This is a genomic window from Azospirillum fermentarium (genome assembly GCF_025961205.1).
GTDB lineage: Bacteria > Pseudomonadota > Alphaproteobacteria > Azospirillales > Azospirillaceae > Azospirillum > Azospirillum fermentarium.
The window spans coordinates 2478304-2499513 of sequence record NZ_JAOQNH010000001.1; the positions used below are offsets into that span (position 1 = coordinate 2478304).

21 protein-coding genes are annotated in these 21210 nt (G+C 68.9%); 10 read left to right on the forward strand and 11 right to left on the reverse strand.

All coding sequences use genetic code 11. From position 1 onward, the window contains the following. The first annotated feature begins 32 nt into the window (after nt 1-32). Nucleotides 33-212, forward strand: coding sequence for a hypothetical protein (locus M2352_RS11635; RefSeq protein ID WP_264664647.1), 180 nt, complete (start codon nt 33-35; stop codon nt 210-212). Beyond that, nucleotides 209-988 carry an enoyl-CoA hydratase-related protein gene (locus M2352_RS11640; protein WP_264664648.1) on the forward strand — a complete coding sequence of 260 codons (780 nt, stop codon included), beginning with the start codon at nt 209-211 and terminating at the stop codon, nt 986-988. Before M2352_RS11635 ends, M2352_RS11640 begins: the two co-directional genes overlap by 4 nt. Here the strand turns inward: M2352_RS11640 and M2352_RS11645 are convergent. Continuing rightward, complete coding sequence (locus M2352_RS11645; protein WP_264664649.1) at nt 985-2109, reverse strand: hypothetical protein; 1125 nt, start codon at nt 2107-2109, stop codon at nt 985-987. The genes M2352_RS11640 and M2352_RS11645 overlap by 4 nt on opposite strands. A gap of 4 nt (nt 2110-2113) precedes the next feature. Continuing rightward, nucleotides 2114-2422 (reverse strand): metal-sulfur cluster assembly factor, encoded by a 309-nt coding sequence (locus M2352_RS11650; protein WP_264664650.1) that lies wholly within the window; start codon nt 2420-2422, stop codon nt 2114-2116. 333 nt (nt 2423-2755) lie between these two features. Here M2352_RS11650 and ccoG point away from each other — a divergent pair, with 333 nt between their 5' ends. From ccoG to M2352_RS11675, 5 genes are all read left to right on the forward strand, one after another. After that, nucleotides 2756-4276, forward strand: a complete 1521-nt coding sequence (gene ccoG, locus M2352_RS11655) for a cytochrome c oxidase accessory protein CcoG (protein WP_264664651.1) — start codon at nt 2756-2758, stop codon at nt 4274-4276. Between the two features lie 39 nt (nt 4277-4315). Continuing rightward, a complete protein-coding gene (gene mog / locus M2352_RS11660) occupies nt 4316-4864 on the forward strand; it encodes a molybdopterin adenylyltransferase (protein WP_264664652.1) in 549 nt (182 codons plus the stop codon). A gap of 162 nt (nt 4865-5026) precedes the next feature. Continuing rightward, entirely contained in the window at nt 5027-7600 is a 2574-nt protein-coding gene (locus M2352_RS11665) for a nitrate- and nitrite sensing domain-containing protein (protein WP_264664653.1), read from the forward strand. 16 nt (nt 7601-7616) lie between these two features. Beyond that, a complete protein-coding gene (locus M2352_RS11670; RefSeq protein ID WP_264664654.1) occupies nt 7617-8819 on the forward strand; it encodes an NnrS family protein in 1203 nt (400 codons plus the stop codon). A gap of 114 nt (nt 8820-8933) precedes the next feature. Further along, a complete protein-coding gene (locus M2352_RS11675) occupies nt 8934-10922 on the forward strand; it encodes a bacteriohemerythrin (protein ID WP_264664655.1) in 1989 nt (662 codons plus the stop codon). On the opposite strand, the gene M2352_RS11680 is transcribed toward M2352_RS11675, so the two are convergent. Further along, nucleotides 10910-11509: a TetR/AcrR family transcriptional regulator gene (locus tag M2352_RS11680; RefSeq protein ID WP_264664656.1), complete on the reverse strand. Its 600-nt coding sequence runs from the start codon at nt 11507-11509 to the stop codon at nt 10910-10912. The genes M2352_RS11675 and M2352_RS11680 overlap by 13 nt on opposite strands. Before the next feature lie 160 nt (nt 11510-11669). On the opposite strand from M2352_RS11680, the gene M2352_RS11685 reads away from it, so the two are divergent. Next, a complete protein-coding gene (locus tag M2352_RS11685; RefSeq protein ID WP_264664657.1) occupies nt 11670-12146 on the forward strand; it encodes a MaoC family dehydratase in 477 nt (158 codons plus the stop codon). Nucleotides 12147-12403: 257 nt separating this feature from the next. Here M2352_RS11685 and M2352_RS11690 read toward each other — a convergent pair whose 3' ends face one another. The 6 genes from M2352_RS11690 to M2352_RS11715 form a co-directional block, all read right to left on the reverse strand. Beyond that, nucleotides 12404-13750 carry an ABC1 kinase family protein gene (locus M2352_RS11690; protein WP_264665345.1) on the reverse strand — a complete coding sequence of 449 codons (1347 nt, stop codon included), beginning with the start codon at nt 13748-13750 and terminating at the stop codon, nt 12404-12406. Between the two features lie 81 nt (nt 13751-13831). Next, nucleotides 13832-14236: a bacteriohemerythrin gene (locus tag M2352_RS11695; RefSeq protein WP_264664658.1), complete on the reverse strand. Its 405-nt coding sequence runs from the start codon at nt 14234-14236 to the stop codon at nt 13832-13834. Between the two features lie 137 nt (nt 14237-14373). After that, the gene (locus M2352_RS11700) at nt 14374-16182 is read right to left on the reverse strand and encodes a M3 family oligoendopeptidase (protein WP_264665346.1); all 1809 of its coding nucleotides are present in this window, start codon (nt 16180-16182) and stop codon (nt 14374-14376) included. A 120-nt stretch (nt 16183-16302) separates the two neighbouring features. Further along, on the reverse strand, nt 16303-16671 hold the full coding sequence (locus M2352_RS11705; protein ID WP_264664659.1) for a hypothetical protein: 369 nt from the start codon (nt 16669-16671) through the stop codon (nt 16303-16305). A gap of 96 nt (nt 16672-16767) precedes the next feature. Beyond that, nucleotides 16768-17706 (reverse strand): anti-sigma factor family protein, encoded by a 939-nt coding sequence (locus tag M2352_RS11710; RefSeq protein ID WP_264664660.1) that lies wholly within the window; start codon nt 17704-17706, stop codon nt 16768-16770. Continuing rightward, nucleotides 17706-18215, reverse strand: coding sequence for a sigma-70 family RNA polymerase sigma factor (locus tag M2352_RS11715; protein ID WP_264664661.1), 510 nt, complete (start codon nt 18213-18215; stop codon nt 17706-17708). Before M2352_RS11715 ends, M2352_RS11710 begins: the two co-directional genes overlap by 1 nt. Before the next feature lie 328 nt (nt 18216-18543). Between M2352_RS11715 and M2352_RS11720 the strand changes: the two genes are divergently transcribed. Beyond that, nucleotides 18544-18852 carry a hypothetical protein gene (locus M2352_RS11720; protein ID WP_264664662.1) on the forward strand — a complete coding sequence of 103 codons (309 nt, stop codon included), beginning with the start codon at nt 18544-18546 and terminating at the stop codon, nt 18850-18852. On the opposite strand, the gene M2352_RS11725 is transcribed toward M2352_RS11720, so the two are convergent. Further along, the gene (locus M2352_RS11725; protein ID WP_264664663.1) at nt 18849-19373 is read right to left on the reverse strand and encodes a hypothetical protein; all 525 of its coding nucleotides are present in this window, start codon (nt 19371-19373) and stop codon (nt 18849-18851) included. The two genes, M2352_RS11720 and M2352_RS11725, sit on opposite strands and share 4 nt — an antisense overlap. A gap of 190 nt (nt 19374-19563) precedes the next feature. Here M2352_RS11725 and M2352_RS11730 point away from each other — a divergent pair, with 190 nt between their 5' ends. Beyond that, entirely contained in the window at nt 19564-20448 is an 885-nt protein-coding gene (locus tag M2352_RS11730) for a diguanylate cyclase (RefSeq protein ID WP_264664664.1), read from the forward strand. 4 nt (nt 20449-20452) lie between these two features. Here M2352_RS11730 and M2352_RS11735 read toward each other — a convergent pair whose 3' ends face one another. Continuing rightward, complete coding sequence (locus M2352_RS11735) at nt 20453-21205, reverse strand: trypsin-like serine peptidase (protein ID WP_264664665.1); 753 nt, start codon at nt 21203-21205, stop codon at nt 20453-20455. Between the last annotated feature and the right edge of the window lie 5 nt (nt 21206-21210).

Consider the following 21210-nt stretch of genomic DNA (forward strand, 5'->3'; position numbering starts at 1 on the left):
CCCCCTTTGCCCGTTCACGATGGAGGATACCCATGCGTGGCCTGCCCTCGCTGCTCTATGCCGAACAGATGGCGGACGCCCGCCGCCGGCGCGCCGATGCCGTCGCCGTTCTGGTCCGCCGGCTGCTGTTCTGGCGCCCCGCCGCCGCCCGCACCTGTCCCGCGGCCAACGCCAACCGCCGGCCCGGCGGCGGGCGGGGGGTGACGGCATGACCACCGGCGAGCAAACGATCCTCTGCCACACCGCCGATGGGGTGGCCGAGGTGGTGCTGAACCGCCCGCGGGCGCGCAACGCCCTGTCCCGCCCGCTCATCGCCGCGCTGGACGGCACCCTGGAGCGGCTGGCGGCCGACGATTCCGTCCGTGTGGTGATCCTGACCGGGGCCGGCGGGCACTTTGCCGCCGGGGCCGATCTCAAGGACATGGCGTCCATGACGGCGCAGGAGGCCGCGGCGGCGGATTTCGCCGGCTGCTCCCACGCCCTGCCCCGCCTGCCCCAGCCCGTGGTGGTGGCGGTGGAGGGGGTGGCGCTGGGCGGCGGGTGCGAGATGGTGGAAATGGCCGACATCGTGATTGCCGGCCTCGGCGCCCGTTTCGGCCACCCGGAGGTCACCGCCGGCACCATGCCGGGGGCCGGGGGAACCCAGCGGCTGCCCCGTCTGGTGGGGCCGGCGCTGGCGCTGGACCTGCTGCTCACCGGGCGCAGCCTGACGGCGGCGGAGGCCCTGTCCGCCGGGCTGGTGTCGCGGGTGGTGGACGATGGGCAGGCCCTGGGCACCGCCCGCGCCGTGGCCCGCCACCTGTCCACCCTCTCCGCCCCCGTGCTGCGGGCCGTCAAGGCGGCGGTACGGCGGGGGCAGGAAGTGCCGCTGTCCGCCGGGCTGGCCGAGGAACGGCGGCTGTTCCACCGCACCTTCGCCCTGGATGACCGGCGGGAGGGGATGTCCGCCTTCGCCGAAAAGCGCCCGCCGCGCTTTCAGCACCGTTAGGCGGCGCGGCGGCCCATCAGAATGGTGGTGAGCATGGTGGCGATGAACAGCACCAAGGCGGCGCCGTTGGTCAGCGCCCCGGCCTGACGCAGAAGGATGTCGTCGGCCAGCACCCCGCCCACCCGCAGGGCCACGCCCCCGTGCAGCACCGCCAAGGGCAGATAGAGCGCCGGGCGGTACGGCACCGCCACCCGCAACACCGCGGGCAGGATCACCGGTGCGTGCCCGAATACCATGGCCAGCACAAATCCCAGAAACACCGCGTGCAGCACCGCGTCGTACAGCGGCCCGCCCACCGGGTCGCCGCCCGCCAACGCCAGGGCACCGCCCACCGCCAGCCAGCCATAGCCGGTCAGCAGGCACAGGGCGACATAGCGCACCAGCCCCACCCCGCGCACCGTGCGGCGGGCGATGTCGAACCGCGCCAGCCACCCGGCCAGCGCCAGCATCCCGGCCCCGGCCAGCCGCCACCCGGCATCCCCCGCCAGCGGTACCAGGGCGGCCCCCAGCACCAGCGCGCCGACGGTGACGGCAAAGGCCGGCACCGCCCAGCGGCTGGGCGGGCGGAAACGGCTCAGTTCCAGCCGCTCCCCGGCGATGGTCAGCACCAGGAACAGCAGCCACCACAGCACCACCCCGGCCACCGGCACCCCCGCCAGCCACAGCAGGGTGCCCAGCAGCCAGCAGGCCGCCGCCCCGGCCATGACCGCGGTGAAACCGGCCCGGTGCCCCTGCCACACCATCACCGACGCGGCGGTCAGGATGGCGGCGCCAAAGGCCATCAGCCCGGCCCCCATGGCCACCGGCGCCCCGACGGCCAGCAGCACGCCGCCCAGCCCGGTGGCCAGCGGCCCGCCATAGACCCACGCCCGGCCCAAGGCCGCGGCGCGCTCCAGCCCGATGACGGTGCCGAAGAAACCGCCGACCATCAGCGGCCCGTGCAGCAGCGCGAGCCCCGCCGCCCCATCTTCCAGCAGCGGGACCGGCACACCCAGCCGGGCCAGCCCGGTGAGCAGCCCGGCCATCAGCGACACCGCCCCCAGCATCAAGAGCGGCAGGCGCCGCGCCCGCAAGGCAACGGGCGACGACACTCCGTTCGGTACGGATGACAGACAGGCCATGGCTTCAGCCCTCCCCCCAGCCCAGGCTGCGGCGGGCCTCGGGCGACAGGCGGTCGGGGGTCCACGGCGGATCGGTGGCCAGCGCGACGCTGACCGATGGCGCGCCGGGCAGCGCGCGGCGCACCGCCACCGCCGCCTCGTCGCACAGGAACGATCCCAGCGGGCACGAGGGCGAGGTGGTGCCCAGACGCACCCGCACCGCCCCGTCGTCGCCGTGGCCAATGTCATAGACCAGCCCCAGCGCCACCACGTCCAGGCCCATTTCCGGGTCGATCACCGTCTTCAGGGCCATCAGCACCGCATCGTCGTCCATGTCCGTCACTCCTCCTGCCGTAATGACGGAAAGGATGCGCCCACGAAAGCGAACGGTTCTTGACTCCGGTCAAGGAGCTCCCGCGGCCCCGATGCCATGGTCACCCCCATGGCGGCATGGTGCCGTCAATAAGAAAACCCTGTTATTACTGGGGACAACCGGCCTTTTAGGGCTTGGAGGGGCAAAGGCAAGGGCATGGACACCGATGGCGGATGACCGTTCCACGCATAGGAACTGATCTTTTGTCATAGTGTTCTTGACTTGCGAACAGGTCACGGTCCTTTACTTTTTTCCCAAGCCCCCTCCTACGATCAGCGGTGACAGGCGAGCGCTATGCCAGACGGTAGTTCCCAGAAGCCCGAGACGCCGAAATACGCCCTGTGGGAAACCCACAGGAAGATCCACCCCAAGGCGGTGATCGGCCGGTTCCGGTCCATGAAGACGTGGCTGCTCTATGGGCTGCTCGCCTTCTTCATGGTTCTGCCGTGGATCCGCTGGGACCGCGGTCCCGACGCGCCGAGCCAGGCGGTCCTGTTCGACATGAGCCAGGGCCGGTTCTTCATCTTCGGCCTGGAGATCTGGCCGCAGGAAATCTACTACCTGACCGGCCTGCTGGTGATCGCGGCCATCGGCCTCTTTATGGCGACGGCGCTGGCCGGGCGCGTGTGGTGCGGCTTCACCTGTCCCCAGACGGTGTGGACCGACCTGTTCGTGTGGGCCGAGCGGCTGGCGGAAGGCGATCGTGCCGAGCGCATCCGCAACGACATGGCGCCGATGAACCGCCGCAAGCTGATGCGCAAGACGGCCAAGCACGCCATGTGGCTGGGCATCAGCCTCGTGTCGGCCTTTGGCTTCTGCGCCTATTTCGGCGATGCGCCCACGCTGCTGACCGATCTGGTGACGTTCCAGGCGACGGGCACGGAATGGTCGTTCTTCGCCATGTTCGGCATCGGCACCTATGTCATGGCCGGCTGGGCCCGCGAGCAGATGTGCATGTACATGTGCCCCTGGCCGCGCATCCAGAGCGCCATGCTGGACGAGCACAGCCTGGTCGTGACCTATGATGCCGCCCGCGGCGACAGCCGCGGCCCCCGCCGCAAGTCGGAAACGTGGGAGGAGCGGACGGCCCGTGGCCTGGGCGACTGCATCGACTGCAACCAGTGCGTCCAGGTCTGCCCCATGGGGATCGACGTGCGCACGGGCGAGCAGTCGGATTGCATCAACTGCGGCCTGTGCGTGGACGCCTGCGACAGCATCATGGACTCGGTCGGGCGTCCGCGCGGGCTGATCGCCTTTGAAAGCCTGGCGCGTCAGGCGGCCATGGCGGCGGAACCCGCGGCCCCGGCGGCGGCCCAGTGTGCCACCCCCGCCGCGGCTCCGGCGGTGGTCAAGAAGCCCAAGCCCCAGCTCGCCCGCGCCCGCATCATCGTGTATCTGGTGCTGATGACGGTGATCGGCAGCGCCATGACCATCGCGCTCACCCAGCGCAGCGCGTTCACCCTGGCGGTGCAGCGCGACCGCGCGCCGCTGTACATCACCCTGTCCAACGGCTCGATCCGCAACGCCTACACGGTCAAGATCGCCAACAAGACCCGCGAGGATCGCCATTACGTGCTGACCGCCAGCGGGGTTCCCGGCCTGACGCTCTCCATGGCCGGCAGCGAGGATACCCATGGCGACCGCCTGACGGTGAACGCCGGGGGTGACAGCGTGGGCACCTTCCGCGTCTACGTCACCGTTCCGGCGGGGACAAAACTCGACGCCTCCAACCCGCTGACCATCGTGTCCGCGGCCGAAGAAGGGCGCAAGGAACGCACCAGCTACGCCACCGTCTTCATGGCCCCGGCGCCATAGGACACCTCCGTCCCCCCACCCCCCTCAAGGACACGCCCCATGACCACCCCCGGCCGGAACCGGCCCCTGAAAATCGGCATCGTCACCGTCTCCGACCGGGCCAGCCGGGGGATTTACGAGGACAAGGGCGGTCCTGCCATCCATCACGAACTGACGCGCATCATCGCCAACCCGTGGGAGCCGGTGGCGCGCGTCATCCCCGACGACATCGACACCATCGCCGCCACCCTGACCGCGCTGGTCGATGACGAGGGGTGCGATCTGGTGGTGACCACCGGCGGCACCGGCCCCGCCCCACGCGACGTGACGCCGGAAGCCACCGAACGGGTGTGCGGAAAAATGATGCCCGGCTTCGGCGAGCTGATGCGCAGCGTCAGCCTGTCGGTGGTGCCAACCGCCATCCTGTCGCGCCAGACCGCCGGCATCCGCGGCACGGCGCTGATCCTCAACCTGCCGGGAAAGCCGTCGGCCATCCACGACTGCCTGATGGCGGTGTTCCCCGCCATCCCCTATTGCCTGGACCTGACCGGGGGGGCATGGATCGAGACCGACCCCGCCGTCTGCGCGGCGTTCCGGCCCAAAGGTTGAGCAGCCTGCCCCATTCCTGGGCGAAATCAACCGTACTCTAACCATTTCTTCATCCCGATCGGGTAACCGCAAAAGGATGGGGTCAGGGGATACGCAACCGGCGGGGGCAACCATCCGCCCGCCCCTGCCCCCGCTTTGGCTGTGCCTTGGGGGGAAATGCGCATGACCGTCCGTCTGTCCAACTGGCCGCTGCACCGTCAGGTGCTGGCAGCCCTGGCTGCTGCCATCGTCGCCCTGGTCGCCCTGTCGGGCGGGGTGGTGGTGGAACGCTGGCGCCAGATGACCGCCATCGGCCATCTGAGCAATCTGGCCGACGCCGCCACCGCCATCGGTGCCGCGGCGCACGAGATGCAAAAGGAACGCGGGGCCAGCGCCCTGTTCCTGGGCAGCGGCGGCACCCAGTTCCGCGACGAGCTGGCGGCCCAGCGCCGCGCCACCGACACCGCCCTGTCCGGGCTGCGCGCCGCCCTGGCGCCGCTGCGGGCGGAGGCCGCCTACGCCCCCTTCTTCACCGCCATCGGCGACGCCGAAGGCGCGCTTGAGGGGCTGCCGGCCCGGCGGGCGGGCATCGACGGGCTGACGGTCAAGGGGCCGGATTCGTTCGCCTTCTACACCCGCATCATCGTCGGGCTGCTGGATTCCGCCTATGCCATCGTGTCGCTGGCCGACGATGCGGCGCTGAAGAGCCGGGTGATGACCTATGCCCTGTTCATGCAGGGGAAGGAGCGTGCGGGCCAGGAACGGGCCACCGGCTCCGCCGGCTTCGCGGCCAAGGCGTTCGACGGTGCGCTGTACCGCCGCCTGACCAGCCTGATCGCAGCGCAGGACACGTTCTTTTCCGGCGTCCGGGGGATCGCCCCGCCGGCCATCCTGACGGCCATGGACGCGGAGATGACCGGCCCGGCCCTGGAGGGGGTGCAGGCCATGCGCACCACGGCCCTCGACGCGGGCATCGGCGGCGACCTGAAGGGGGTGAAGGCCCCCGACTGGTTCGCCACCACCACCGCCCGCATCGACCGCATGAAGCGGGTGGAGGACGCCATCGCCGCCGACCTGCACGCCCAGGCCGAGACCGCGGCGGGAGCCGCGGCGCGGGAATTCGTGATCGTGCTGGGGGTGGCCGTGGGCGGATCGCTGCTGGCGCTGGCGGTCGGCATCGCCGTGGTGCGGTCCATCACCCGCGCCATCGGCGGCTTGACCGCCGCCACCGAACGAATCGCCGCGGGCGACGTGCAGGTCGCCATTCCCGGCGAGGAGCGCGGGGACGAGGTGGGGGCGCTGGCCCGCGCCATCCATGAAATCCGCAACGCCGGGGTGGCCGCCATGCGGGTAAAGGCGGCGCTGGACAGCGTGTCGGCCAACGTCATGCTGTCGGACACCGACGGCACCGTGATTTACGCCAACCACGCCATCACCGGCATGTTCCGACGGGCGGAAGCCGATATCCGCACCCGCATTCCCGATTTTTCCGCCGAGACGGTGACCGGCGGCAACATCGACCATTTCCACGACGATCCCGCGGCCAACCGCCGGCTGCTCGACACCCTGACCGCCCCCCACCACACCCGCATCGCCATCGGTGCCCGCCGCTTCGACGTGGTTGCCACCCCGGTGCGCGACGAGGCCGGCGAACGGCGCGGCACGGTGGTGGAATGGCGCGACGTGACCCAGGAACTCGCCATCCAGGAGGAGGTGAGCGCCATGGCCGCCGCCGCCGCCGCCGGGGATTTCAGCCGCCGCGTGCCGGAGGCGGGCAAGGAAGGCTTCATGCTGGACCTGGCCCGCAGCATGAACGGGCTGGCCGAAACCGCCGCCCGCTCGCTGGACGATGTGGTGCGGTTCCTGGCGGCGCTGGCGGCGGGCGACCTGTCGAGCCGCATCACCGGCGACCACCGGGGCATGTTCGCCCTGATCCAGACGGACGCCAACCGCACCGCCGAACGGCTGGGCGGCATCGTCACCAGCATCGTCGATGCCTCCACCACCATTTCGTCCGCCGCGGGGGAAATCTCCGCCGGCTCCGCCGATCTGGCCGAGCGCACCGAGCAGCAGGCATCCTCCCTGGAGCAGACCGCGGCCAGCATGGAAGAACTGGGCGCCACCGTGCGCTCCAACGCCGACAACGCCCAGCGCGCCAACCGCATGGCGTCCGACGCCCGCACCCGCGCGGAATCGGGTGGCGGGGTGGCCGGGTCCGCCGTCGGCGCCATGCGCCGGATCGAAGACGCCAGCCGCAAGATCACCGACATCATCGGCGTGATCGACGAAATCGCCTTCCAGACCAACCTGCTGGCGCTCAACGCCGCGGTGGAGGCGGCGCGCGCCGGCGATGCGGGCCGCGGCTTCGCCGTGGTGGCGCAGGAGGTGCGCAATCTGGCCCAGCGCTCGGCTCAGGCGTCCAGGGAGATCAAGACCCTGATCATGGCCAGCGACGCCCAGGTCCATGACGGCGTGGAGCTGGTGCAGAAGGCCGGCACCACCCTGGAGGGCATCGTCGGCGGCGTGAAGGAGGTGGCGGGCCTGATCGCCGAGATGGCGACCGCCTCCGCCGAACAGGCCGGCGCCCTGGACGAGATCAACACCGCCGTCGCCCAGATGGACGAGATGACCCAGAAGAACGCGGCCCTGGTGGAGGAAACCACCGCCGCCGCCCACCAACTGGCCGAACAGGCCCAGACCCTGACCCAGCTCGTGGCCTTCTTCCGCCACACGGGCCGGTCGTCAGGGATGCCATAACCCCACGGAGGCTTCCATGACCGCCATCCCCGCCGCCCTGCGCAGCATCCGCCCGCCCCTGCTGGTGGCGTACGGCTTCCGCCCCTTCTTTCTGCTGTCCGGCATCGCCGGGTTCGGGCTGGTGGCGGGGTGGCTGGCGGTCCTGGCCCATGGGGGATGGCCGCCGGGGCCGGTGGCGCCGGCCCAATGGCACGCGCACGAGATGCTGTTCGCCTTCGCCGCCGCCGCCATCGCCGGGTTCCTGCTGACCGCGGTGCCCGGCTGGACCGGCACCCAGCCGCGCCACGGCTGGCCGCTGGGCATCATGGTGGCGCTGTGGCTGGCCGGGCGGCTGGTGCTGCTGCCGGGCGTGGGGTCGCCCCCCGCCGTGGCGGCCGTGGCCGATCTGGCATTCCTGCCGGCGCTGGCCGTGGCGCTGGCCGGGCCGCTGGTGCGGGCGGGAAAGGCGCGCAACACCGCCTTCGTCGGGCTGCTGGCCGTGCTCACGGCGGCCAACCTGCTGTTCCATCTGGATTGGCTGGGGGTCGTGGACGGCGGCGCCGCAGCGGGCGAGCGGCTGGCCATCGCCGTGGTGCTGATGATGGTGACGGTGGTGGGCGGGCGCATCGTGCCCAACTTCACCCGCAATGCCCTGAACGCCCGCGGCATCACCGCCCCGGTGGTCACCGGCCCGTGGGTGGAACGGGCGGTGCTGGGCGGCACGCTGGCCCTGCTGCCGCTCGACCTGCTGCTGCCGGACTCCCCCGTAACCGGCATCGTGGCGCTGGCCGCCGGGCTGGCCCACGCCGCGCGCCTGTCCCGCTGGCAGGGGCTGCGGACGCTGGACCAGCCCATCGTGTGGATTCTCCACGCCGCCTATGCCTGGATTCCCGTGGGGCTGCTGCTGAAGGCGGCGGCGCTGCTGGGAACGGAGATCAGTGGCAGTGCCGCCATCCACGCCCTCACCGTCGGAGCCTTCGCCTCCATGATCCTGGCGGTGATGACCCGCGCCACCCTGGGCCACACCGGGCGGCGGCTGGACGTGCCGCGTCCGATTGCCGCAGCCTATGTCCTGGTCCTGCTGGCGGGGGCGTTGCGGGTGCTGGCGGCGCTGGTCCTGTCCTATGGCGAACCGCTGCTGCACGGCGCGGGGGCTGCGTGGTTGCTGGCCTTTGGGCTTTACCTGTGGGTCTATGGGCCGATGCTGCTGTCGCCGCGGGTGGACGGACGCCCCGGCTGACAGCCCGTATTCCGCAACGGAAAAGAAACAATTACCCTCCTAATCTTCACGTCCGCCCCGATTAGGGCGGGTTGATGCAACGAATACTTCTTTTTGACTGGCCGGGGTGCAACCATGTCGCTCATCGCATGGGACGACAAATTTTCGGTGGGCGTGCGCGAATTCGACGACGCCCACAAACGACTGATGGCGCTCCTGAACCAGTTGTGGGACGCGAACGAGCAGCGCCAGGGCGGCGACGTGCTGGGCCGCATCCTGGCGGAACTGATCAGCTACACCGCCACCCACTTCGCCGAGGAAGAGGCGCTGTTCCGCAAATGGAACTACCCTGTCCTCGACCGTCATAGGGACATCCACGAGAAGCTGAAGGCGACCGCCGTCTCGCTTCAGCAGAAATTCGCCAACGAAAAGGCGGACGTCATCTCCGACGAGGTGTTCGACTTCCTGCGCGACTGGCTGACCAAGCACATCCTGGGCGAGGATATGCTCTACAAGAGCTATTTCAACAGCCTTGGCATCACCAGCACCCGTGACGAGCCGCCGGACCTGGACAACGCGCAGAACCCGTTGCGCGGCGCCGGGCTGGCCGTCACGACCGGGGCGCTGCTGGCCGGCGGCACGGTGGCCGGCGGCATCGGGCTGCTGGGGGTGCCGTGGCTTGTGCCCACGGGCATGGCGTTGAGTGCGGCCGGGCTGGGGCTGTACGCGGTGTTCACGCTGCGGCTGTTCCCGACGCTGCGGGCCATGGCCTCGGCCTTCGGGCGGGCGGCGCTGCGCGATTCCGATGTGCCGATCCCGGCCGGGGCCGCTCATGGGCCGCTGGCCGACCTGTCCCGCGCACTGCGGGTGCTGAAGGCCAACACCAGCGAAATGCGCCGCCAGACGTCGGAGGTTGACGGGCTGATGCGCAAGGCGGAACAGGAGCGCCGGCAACAGCTTCTCGATATGTCCGACGGGCTGGAAGGGGTGGTGAACGAATCCGTCACCACCATCATCGACCGGGCCCGCCAGATGCGCACCAGCGCCGAACACATGCACGCCCAGGCCGACGACGTGCGCAGCCAGAGCCAGTCGGTGGCCCGCGCCGCGCAGGAGGCGACCCACAGCGTCCAGGGCGTGGCATCGTCGGCCAACGAGCTGGCCCACGCCATTTCCGAGATCGAACGCCACGTGCAGCAGTCGAGCGGCATCGCCGCCGATGCGGTGACCGAGGCCGACCGCACCAGCGCCATCGTCAGGGCGCTGGCCGAATCCTCCGCCCGCATCGGCGAGGTGGTGCAGCTCATCAACGACATCGCCGGGCAGACGAACCTTCTGGCGCTGAACGCCACCATCGAAGCGGCCCGCGCGGGCGAGGCCGGCAAGGGATTCGCCGTGGTGGCGTCGGAGGTCAAGAGCCTGGCCAACCAGACCGCCAAGGCCACCGAGGACATCACCGGCCAGATCGGAGCCATCCAGGGGGCGGTGAACGAGGCGGTGCAGGCCATCGGCTCCATCAGCGCCACCATCGGCCAGATCAGCGCCATCACCCGCACGGTCAGCGTTTCCGTCGCGGTGCAGAAGACGGCCACCAGCTCCATCGCCGAACAGGCCAGCCACGCCGCATCGGGCACCACCCGCGTGCTGGCCAGCATGGACAGCGTGTCCTCCACGTCCGAAGACGCCGGGCGCATGTCGGCGGCGGTGCTGGAAAACGCCGCGTCGGTGGCGGAGGAGATCGAACGGCTGCGCAGCCGTCTGGTCGCCACCCTGCGCCAGTCGGCGGCGGGCAACCGGCGCGAGCACAGCCGGGTGCCGGTGGACCTGATCATCCACGCCGACGGCCAGGGCCATCACCTGTCCAGCCATGTGAAGGATCTCAGCATGGGCGGCGCCCTGCTCGACCCGCGGCTGGACGTGGGGCCGGGCACGCGGCTGTCGGTGACCATCGACCAGGAACACGCCAGTTTCCCCGCCGTGGTGGTGAACCACAGCGCCAAGGGCACCCACATCCGCTTCGATCTGGATGGGGCCGGGGAAACCCGCCTGCGCCACATCATCGAACGGCTGTCGGGCAGCATCGAAGGGCTGACGGTGATGGCCGCCCACGGCTATCGTTCCTGACGGGGAATGGCGGCGTCGATCAGCACCGACGCCGTGTCCGCCGCCGCCGGGGCATGGACGCTGCGGCTGCCGGCGGCGTAGGCGCCGTCCATCACCATCAGCAACTGCACCGCCAGCCGTTCGGGATCCGCCGCCCCCGCTGCCCCCGCCAGCCGGGTGAAATAGGCCAGCACGTCGCGGCGGTGGGCATCGGCCACGTCCAGCCCCGGATGACCCGCCGCGCCATACTCCACCACCGTGTTGAGAAACGGGCACCCGCGGAAGCCCGGACTGACCGCCCAGCGGTCCAGCGAGCGGAACAGCGCCTTCAACTGTTCGCGCGGGTCGCCGGGATGGCGGCTGGTCACCCGGCCCCACCATTGCCACACCTGCGCCCGGGTTTCCTCCAGCCACGCGCAGACCAGATCGTCCTTTGACGGGAAATTGCGGTACAGGCTCATCTTCGCCACGCCGGAGCGGGCGATGATGGTGTCCACCCCCACCGCCCGGATGCCCTCGCGGTAGAACAGGTCCGCCGCCGTCTCCAGGATGCGCACACGGGCGGACCGGGGCGGGGTGGCGGCGGTGCCGGCGGGCGGGGTGGTCATGGCGCATGGCTTTCCGGGCGGGAAGTGACGAAGCCCTCTCCCCACCAGGGAGAGGAAGGGCGAAACGGGAGGGCTTGACAATGATACAGCTCTGTCTCATCCTCGGGCAAGAGACAGACCTGTCTCATTCATACCAACGACACGACCCGGACGGCATCCCATGCGCTATTTCGACGACCTGTCCCCCGGCGACCGTTTCAGCGGCGGCCCCGTCACCGTCAGCGAGGCGGACATCACCACCTTCGCCCAAGCCTATGACCCCCAGCCCTTCCACCTGGACCATACGGCGGCGGACTCCTCCATCTTCGGCGGGCTGGCGGCCAGCGGGTGGCACACGGCGGCCCTGTCCATGCGCATGGTGGTGGACAGCGACGCACGTCTGGCCGCCGGCTATGTCGGTTTGGGGGTGGAGGATATGTCGTGGCCGCGCCCGGTACGCCCCGGCGACACCCTGCGCATCGAGCAGCAGGTGGTGGACACCCGCCTGTCCGGCAAACGGCCCGGCAGCGGCATCGTCAAGGTGCGGGTGGAGACGTTCAATCAGAACAACGAACTGGTGATGCGCTGGCACGCCAATCTGTTGGTTCCGCGGGCTCCCGCCCGAAGCAGTACCACCCTTTCGTCAGCGGCGGAATAATGCTGCATCTGCGAAAGGTATAGGCCAAAATAAAAAACCCGGCGGAAGATCCACCGGGCGGCAGGTGTTCATAAATTCTTCTTAGACTGTTTGGCGTTTCCTCCCTCGGGGCGTCTTTGGCTTTTGCCTTTTTAGCTCCCGTGGAAAGGTTTATGCCAAACTCAGACCCATATTAGAAGGATGCATTAGTCATAATCCCCACGCTCTTTGGTCTGATGAACGTAATAGAGATACCCCTTATAGCATATTATCTTTCGCTAGGCTGGAGGGGGCACACCATGGGCCGCCAACGCCTCCTTCTGGCGGGCGGCCATGGCGTCCACGTCGAAATCGTCGATCAGGCCATGGAACAGACGGTGCCAGTTGACCTGTGAGCCCAGCCGCAGGAACACCCCTCCCAACCCGATGGCGGCGCGGTCCATGAACACGAACTCGCGCGGGATCTCCACCCCGCCCACCCGGCGCAGTTCGGCGTGGACCCGCTCGGCGGTGTCGCGCCCATAGTGGCTGGCGTTGGTTTCGTCCAGCCCGCGGGTGCGGTCCTCCATCAGCGGGCCATAGATGAAGCGCGCCCAGATGTTCAGCACATCCACCAGGTCCCGCGTCAGGTTGCCGAAGCCCCAGGCGCGGTAGGCCTCCACCGCCCGTTCCTCGTCCCCTGCCCGCAAGGCGTGGTAGAGGTCGAGCACGCCCTTGACGAAACGGGGCGGAAACACGCGGATGCAGCCGAAATCCAGCAGGTTCAGCGACCGGTCGGGCCGCACCGTGTAATTGCCCAGATGCGGGTCGCCGTGGATGACGCCGTAGCGGTAGAACGGCACGTACCACGCCCGGAACATGGTCAGCGCCAGAGCGTCGCGGGAATCGGGGTTGTCGGCGACGAAATCCAGGATCTTCCGCCCCTCCACCCATTCCAGGGTCAGCAGGCGGCGTGTGGACAGCTCCGGCACCACCGCCGGCACATGCACCCCGTCCACCCCGTCCAGCATGGTGCGGTAGAGGGCGGCGTGGCGCGCCTCCAACCCGTAATCCAGTTCCTCGCGCAGGCGGGCGGCGATCTCCTCCTGCACCTGCCGGGTGGACACCGCGTTGTCGGCCCGCTGGTAGAGCGAAAAGATCACCGACAATTGCCGCAGGTCGGCCTCCACCGCCGAGGCCATGTCGGGGTATTGCAGCTTGCAGGCCAGCACCCGCCCGTCCAGCCCCACCGCCCGGTGCACCTGCCCCAGGGAGGCCGCGGCGGCGGCGGTGTGCTCGAAGCTGCGGAACCGGCTCTGCCAGTCCGGCCCCAGTTCGCCCGCCATGCGGCGCTTGACGAAGGGCCAGCCCATGGCCGGCGCGTCGGATTGCAACTGCGCCAGTTCGGCGGCGTATTCCCGTGGCAGGGCGTCGGGGATGGTGGACATCAGTTGTGCCACCTTCATCAACGGCCCCTTCAGCCCGCCCAACGCCGCCCGCAGATCGGCAGCGTGCTTTTGGCGTTCCAGCGGCAGCCCCAGAACCCGTTCTCCGGCCAGCCGCGCCGCCAGCCCGCCCACGGCGGTGCCGACACGCGCATAGCGCGCCAGCCGCCCGCCCAGTGTGTTTTCATCGTGTTCCGCCATGCCCCCCAATGTGGAGCGGCGGGGGGAAAGGTCCAGGGGGCGCTGGAGGGTTGGGCTACCGCGCATCCCCCCTTTCTCTTCTCACTGGCCGCCGCGCAGGCGGATCCAGGCGGCGGTGGCGCTGTCCATGGTGTTCTTGTGGTTGATGAACCAGTCGGGGACGATTTCGGTGATGTAGCCGCGGGCCAGCATCAGGTTGCCGGCGGCCAGCCGCTTTTCGATGCCCTCAAGCTCACGGCGCACCCGCTCGTGCTCGTGCTTGTGAATGGGGGTGGCGGGGAAGTCGTACTGCTCCATCAGCCCCTCTTCACGGGCCAGATGGTCGCGCAGGTGGTCGGCGAAGCGCTTGAACCCGGCGGGAAAGTCGGTGTTGCTCAGGCCCGCCACCTCGGCCAGCAGTTCGACGGTTTCCTTGTGGTCGGCGTCGATGACGGCGTTGCCGACTTCCAGGCTGGAATCCCAGGACAGGGCGGTCAGGGTGGACATGGGCGGTTTTCCTTATGGGCAGAATGCACGTTTGTGCGCTGCGGTGAAGGTAACCCGCCCACCCCCGGCGGATCTTGACCGAGATCAAGCAATCCGCCGGTTTAGCTTTTTCCTGCCTCACGCCGCGGTGAGCACCCTTACTCCGCCTTTTCCAACTCGTCGATGAAACCGCGGATCACCGCCAGCCCCTTGCCCCAGAACGACGGATCGGCGGCATTCAGCCCGAACGGGGCCAGCAGTTCCTGATGCCGCAGGGTGCCGCCCGCCGACAGCATGGCGAGATATTTGCGGGCAAAGCCCTCTTCCGCGTCCTGATAGACGGCGTAGAGCGAGTTCACCAGACAATCCCCGAAGGCATAGGCGTAGACGTAGAACGGCGAATGGATGAAATGGGGGATGTAGGCCCAGTAATGCCGGTAACCCTCGTCGAAGCGCAGCGACGGACCCAGGCTGTCGGCCTGCACCTGCATCCAGATCTCGCCCAGCCGCTCGGCGGTCAACTCGCCCTCGGCCCGTTCGGCGTGGACCCGCGTTTCGAAATCATAGAAGGCGATCTGGCGGACCACCGTGTTCAGCATGTCCTCGACCTTCGACGCCAGCATGATGCGGCGGCGTTTGGGATCGGTTTCGCCGTCCAGGAGCGCGCGGAAGGTCAGCATCTCCCCGAACACCGACGCGGTTTCGGCCAGCGTCAGCGGCGTGTCGGACAAGAGATGCCCCTGCCCGCCCGCCAGGATCTGATGCACCCCGTGCCCCAGTTCGTGGGCGAGCGTCATCACGTCGCGGGTCTTGCCCTGGTAGTTCACCAGCAGATAGGGATGCGCGCTGGGCACGGTGGGGTGGGCGAAGGCGCCCGGCGCCTTGCCGGGGCGCACCGGCGCGTCGATCCAGGCGTTGCGGAAGAAGCGTTCGCCCAGGTCACCCAGTTCCGGCGAGAATCGGCGGTAGGCGCCCAGCACCAGATCGCGCGCCTCGTCCCAGCGGATGCTGCGGTCGGCGTCGTCGGGCAGCGGCGCGTTGCGGTCCCAGTAATCCAGGTGCTCCCGGCCGAACCATGTCGCCTTCAGCCGGTAATAGCGGTGGGACAGGTCGGGGTAGGATTCCTTGACCGCCGCGGCCAAGGCATCCACCACCGAATCCTCGACCCGGTTGGACAGGTTGCGGGACGACACCGGGCGGGGGTAGTTCCGCCACTTGTCGTCGATCTCCTTGTCCTTGGCCAGGGTGTTGGTGATGAGCGCGAACAGGCGCACATTGTCGCCCAGCACACGCCCCACCACCTCCGCCGCGTCCCGCCGGACGGCGGCAGAGCGGTCGGACAGGCGGTTCAGCGCCTCGGCGCAGGTCAGATCCTTGCCGCCGATGGGGAAGCGCAGCGACGCGATGGTCTCGTCGAACAGCCGGTTCCACGCCGCCCGGCCCACCACGTTCTTCTCGTGCAGCAGCCGTTCCATCTCGTCGGAAAGCTGGTGGTCGCGGAACAGCCGCACGTCGTTCAGCCACGGGGCATAACGGGCCAGATCCGCTGATTCCGCCAGCCGGGCGCGGAACTCGTCGTCACCGATGTGGTTCAGCTCCAGGGTGAAGAACACCAGATGGGTGGAGATGCCGTTCACCCGCTCCTGCATCGACTGATAGAACTTGCCGATCACCGGGTCGGTCTGGTCGGCGGAATAGACCAGCCCGGCATACGACATGACGCGCGACAGCACCTCGTCGATGCGCTCGTACTCGGCGACGGCACGGGCCAGTTCGGCGCCGTCCACATGGGCCACCCGCCCGGCGTAGGTCTTGTGAAAGGCCTTGGACGCCGCCTCCATCCGGTCCAGGTCGGCCTTCAGCTCCGGCCCGTCCATGGACGGGTAGAGATCCCGAAGATCCCAGGTGGGCAAATCCCCCAGATCGGCATCCCCGGCGGCGGACGGGGCCGCGGCGGTGTCGGGCATGGACGGATGGTCGGACAGGATGGAAGAACGCATGGCGATACCCCGGCTCATTCGGCCCCTCGCAGCATCAACAGGTTGATGGGATATAGGCCGCCGCGGCGCCGGGGAAAAGCCCGAAGCTCAGGCCCCGCCCTTTGGGGGCAGCGGGACGGCGGCCCGCTGGATCGCCACGTTGACGCATTGCATGTGCAGCTTGCGCCGGGCCAGCGCGCGGGCGCGGCTTTCGTCGGGGTCGGTGGTGGGCATGGCTTCGATGGTGCAGCCGCGCCAGCCGTTGGCGTCCAGCGCACGGGCCACCTCGGCATAGCCGAAATACCCCTTGTCCGGCTGCTCCCACGGGGCCCGCAGGTCGGCGCGGCGCAGCACGAAGCGGTTGGACTGGCTGGACGCCCCCACATTGGTCAGCCGGGCCACCAGCAGCCGTTCGCCGTTGGTGTGGATCAGGGTCAGGATCGGGCGGATCCCGGTGATCGGCACGTCGTGGGTCATCGTCGCTCGGCCATGAAGCCCCGCTGGGAAGGGCGCTGCACCACAAGCTTTAGTGCCGCACCCGTTCCATGACCAGCGTTTCCGTCACCGCCCCGTTCAACTGTCCTTGTTGCGGGTGTCGCTGACCGGCTGGACCGGGTTCATCTGGTCCTGCGGCGGCCCGTCCGTGCTGTGCTGCTGGGTGTCGGCGGGGGGCTGCTGCTGGGACTGGCGTTTGGTCCGGCCCGACTTCACCTCCTCGTACACCGCCTTGGAGATGTTTTGCAGATCCTCCTTCGACAGCCGCCCGATCAGGGCATAGGCGGTCGAACCCTCCACCCAGTAGAACGCCGCCACATCGCCGTTCTGGGCAAAGCGGAACGATGTCTCGGCACCGCTGACGGGGTTGCCGACGAACAGGGTGATCCGTTTGCCCTGCTCGTTGATGTACATGTACTGGGCGCCGGCCCCGGTGTCGGTGGGCAGCGACCGCCCGCCGATCAGGCGGTAGCCGATGCGCCCCAGGTCGGGGCCGAAGATGTCGCGCCCCACCCGCTGGGACAGGAAGCTGTCCAGTGCGCCGCGGTCGTCGGCCCCCATCTCCACCTGGAACCGTTCGTCGGAGGTGTAGAAGCGGTGGGCCTGCGTCGCCTCTTCCGCGAAAAGCTGAAGCGAATGACCCTTGTCCATGGCCACGGGCGACGGCGCCACCGCACCGCGGCCCAGATAGCCGCCGGCCACCCCGGCGACCAGCAGGACCACGGCGGCGGCGGCCCGCATCCACGTCCGGCTGTACCACGGGGGGGTGTTGTCGTTGCCGGCCAACCGGCCCTTCAGCCGTTCGGCCAGCGCGTCCACGGGCACCGGGGCCGGTTCCCGCAGCACCGAATCGAACATCTCGTGCAGCAGGGCCGACTGGACACGGTAATCCTCGGCCCGCGCGGCGGCCTCGGCGTCTTCGGCCAGCCAGCGTTCCACCGCCAGCCGCCGCCCGGCATCGAGGTGCCCATCCACATAGGCGTGGAGATCGTCTTCCGTCACCCGGTACTCGCTCATCACTTCACCCTTCGCAGGGCCACCGATCCCTCGGTCGCCAGCTTCGCCCGAACCGCTTCCCGCCCGCGCGACAGGCGCGACATGACGGTGCCGATGGGAATGCCGAGCACCTCGGCCACCTCATCGTATTTCAGGCCCTCCAGCGCCACCAGAAGCAGCACCTGGCGCTGCTCGTCGGGCAAGGCTTCCACGGCCCGCATCATCTCGCGGACCTCCACCCGCTCCTCCTGGCGCGGCGGGGTGGTCAGGCGGCTTTCCACCGCCTCCACCGGCACCTCGTCAGGGCGTGCGGCGCGGGCACGGACCTGATTGACGTGGACGTTGTGCAGGATGGTGAAAAGCCACGCCCGCAGGTTCGTCCCCGCCTGAAAGCTGTCGGCCCGCGACACCGCGCGCACCAACGCTTCCTGCACCAGATCTTCGGCATCCACCGGATTGCGCAGCAGCGCGCGGGCGTACCGGCGCAACGACGCGATGTGGACTTCCAGCTCCGACCCGAATCTGCTCAACCGCGCACCTGCTCGTTCCATCGCCCGCCGGACGGCGGGTCCGTCATCACACCCGCCGTCCGGCGGGCCGTTTACCAAGCATAATCAACGCGGCACAGGCACTCAGGTCAAGACCAAGCCGGCGGTCCCGAATTCTGGTTCGTCCTGATGAACGCGCCCTTGTCCCGGTTTATTCCATGCGAACAGTGCCTGTGCAGCAAAATTTCGGCGGGATCGCGGCAACTGTGGGGCAAGCCCATGAACGGCAACCCTTTTGTTTCCACGCCACCGTTCCGCCATGATACAAACGCCGGCCCGCCCCCCGGTCCCGAGAAGGAGATACGCCCGGATGCCCCGCCCCCCGTCCGGCCACCGCGGCGCGCTCGATATCCTGGTGACGGTCCGGCATCTGGAGGCGCAGGGGCTGCGCCCAACCCCGCGCATGGTGCGGCTGGCGCTGGGCGGCGGCACACCGTCGGCCATCGCCCAGACCATGGCCGCCGCCGCGGTCACCCCGGTCGAGGAACTGCTGGACCGCCGCCGCCGCGAGCTGGAAAGCGACATCCTGGCCGCCCGCCGCCATCTGGCGGAACTGGAGGCGGAACTGGCGCGGGTGGAGGAACTGGCCGCCACCCTGCCCCCGCCCGCAAAAGGTTAGAATTCCTGCAAAACCTTCGGGCTGGATTTCAGCAGCTCGTCGATCATCTTCAGCACCTCCTCGATCTTGACGCGGGTGGCGTCGAGTTCGTCGGCGGTCTTGTCGTCGATGCCCGCTTCCATGATCAGCATATCGAAGTACGACAGCACCTCGGTAAACGAGGCGTGCTCGGTTTCCAGCAGCGCGAAGGCACCCAGGGATTGCGTCAATGCAATCGGAGGATTCTGGATGAAGGCATGGCTGATGTCGGTGAAAATCGCCAGGGAGTTCAGCTTCTGCCGCACCACCCATTGGCCGAAGTTGGGGGGAAGTTTATCCGCAACATCGGGAAGACGTTCCTGAATGGCGAAGATCAACCCATCGATTTCCCGAAAAATATTACGGATGTCGCGGAATTGCGGCACCGTTTTCGGGACCAGCCGGCGATAGCGACCAAATGACGCAATATCATCCTGCAGTTTTCGCGCCATCTGCTTGACAACTTCGGCCGCGCGGGGATCGACACCCTTTTTCTCAGACATCAGCGTACTCTCCCGGCAGGACCGAATTCCGCTTCCGTCATACTCTCATCGCGCAATTTTGTCATCGTTCTCGGTAACACGGCCGGCGGGAACAATGCATTGCGCGTCACAACGATAATCCGTCACGACCCGATGCACGGCTGGGTTATGATGGCATCCCCTTTTCCAACGCACAGATCATCCCCGGCCCATGCGCATCCTGATCGCCGACGACACCTTGCTGATGCGCTCCATGCTGTCGGAGATGGCCGAGTCCTTCGGCCACACCGTCATCCTGGCCAAGGATGGGGCGGAGGCGCTGGAAAAGGCCTGGAGCGAGGCACCCGACATCGCCATCATCGATTGGGAAATGCCGCGCATGGCGGGGATCGAGGTGTGCTGGCACCTGCGCGCCGATCCGCGCACCGCCTACACCCACCTGATTCTGATGACCGCCGGCGACGAGCCGTGGCGGGAGCTGAAGGCGCTGGACTGCGGCGCCGACGATTTCCTGCACAAGCCCATCAACGCCGCACACCTGAAGGCGCGGCTGACCGCCGGGGTGCGCATCCGCGCCATGCACGAACAGTTGCTGCATCTGGCCCTGACCGACGGGCTGACCGGCATCCTGAACCGCCGCGCCTTTCTCGACCGGGCGGATCAGGAACTGGCCCGTGCCCGCCGCACCAAACGCCCGCTGGGTCTGGTGATGGCGGACATCGACCATTTCAAGCGCATCAACGACACCCACGGCCACGCCGCCGGGGACGCGGCGCTGAAACGCTTCGTCACCGGGTGCAAGGTCAACCTGCGGGTCAGCGACGTGCTGGGGCGGCTGGGGGGCGAGGAATTCGCCATCCTGCTGCCGGAATCCGACCGCGCCGGCTGCGTCATCACCGCCGAACGGCTGCGCAAGGCGGTGGAGCGGCTGGATCTGGAGTTCGAGGGGGCGCGCATTCCCATCACCGCCTCGTTCGGGATCACCGCGCTGGCGCTGAATGAGGAAGGGGAGAGCATCACCGCCGCCCTGCAGCGCGCCGACCACGCGCTTTACAGGGCCAAGGAGGGCGGGCGGAACAGGGTCGAACTGGAATAGCCCCCTATTTGACGGCAAAGGCGAAGCTGGACGCCGGCACCGCCAGATTGCGCCGCCGCCCCTCGCCGGTGACCACCGCCACGTTCACCCCGGCCACCGCCCAGCCGTCGCCACGCCGCACCAGCAGCGGCCCGCCGCTGGTGCCGCGGGTGCCGTCGCAGTCGTGGACCAGCAGCGGTCCCGCCGCCGTCTCGTTCCGGCCCATCAGGGAACAGGTTGTGTCGGCCATCAAAATCTGCGCCCGGTCCTGGCTGTAGCCGCCGAGCGCCAGCGCCTGCCCCCGCGATGGCGCCGGGTCCAGCGGCAGCACCGGCACCCCGGCGGGCACCGGGCCGTCCAGCACCAGCACCGCCCAATCCACCGGCAGCCCGTCCAGCGGGCGTTCGGGATCATACCCCGGCCCGCTCAACACCGCCCGCACCCGCGCATGGCCGCGGTACTGCCCGCGGTCATACCCGAACAGCACATGCAGGGATGACGCCTGCACCGGCTTGCGCGTGCGCGGGCCGATGATGCAATGGGCGGCGGTCACCACCCGCCCCGGCCCCACCAGCGCCCCGGTGCAGCGCGTGCCCAGCTCCGACTGCACCTTGACCAGGCTGTTCCACGGGGCGGCGGACACCGCGACGGGGGCCCGCCGGTCGTCCGGGCCAACGCCGGGCACCCGTTCCGCCACCGCCGGCACCGGGAGCAGACCCAGAAGGACCGCGCCGGCAAAACGCCGCGTCCACGCTTTATGTTCTTGAAAAGTTGCCATAACGC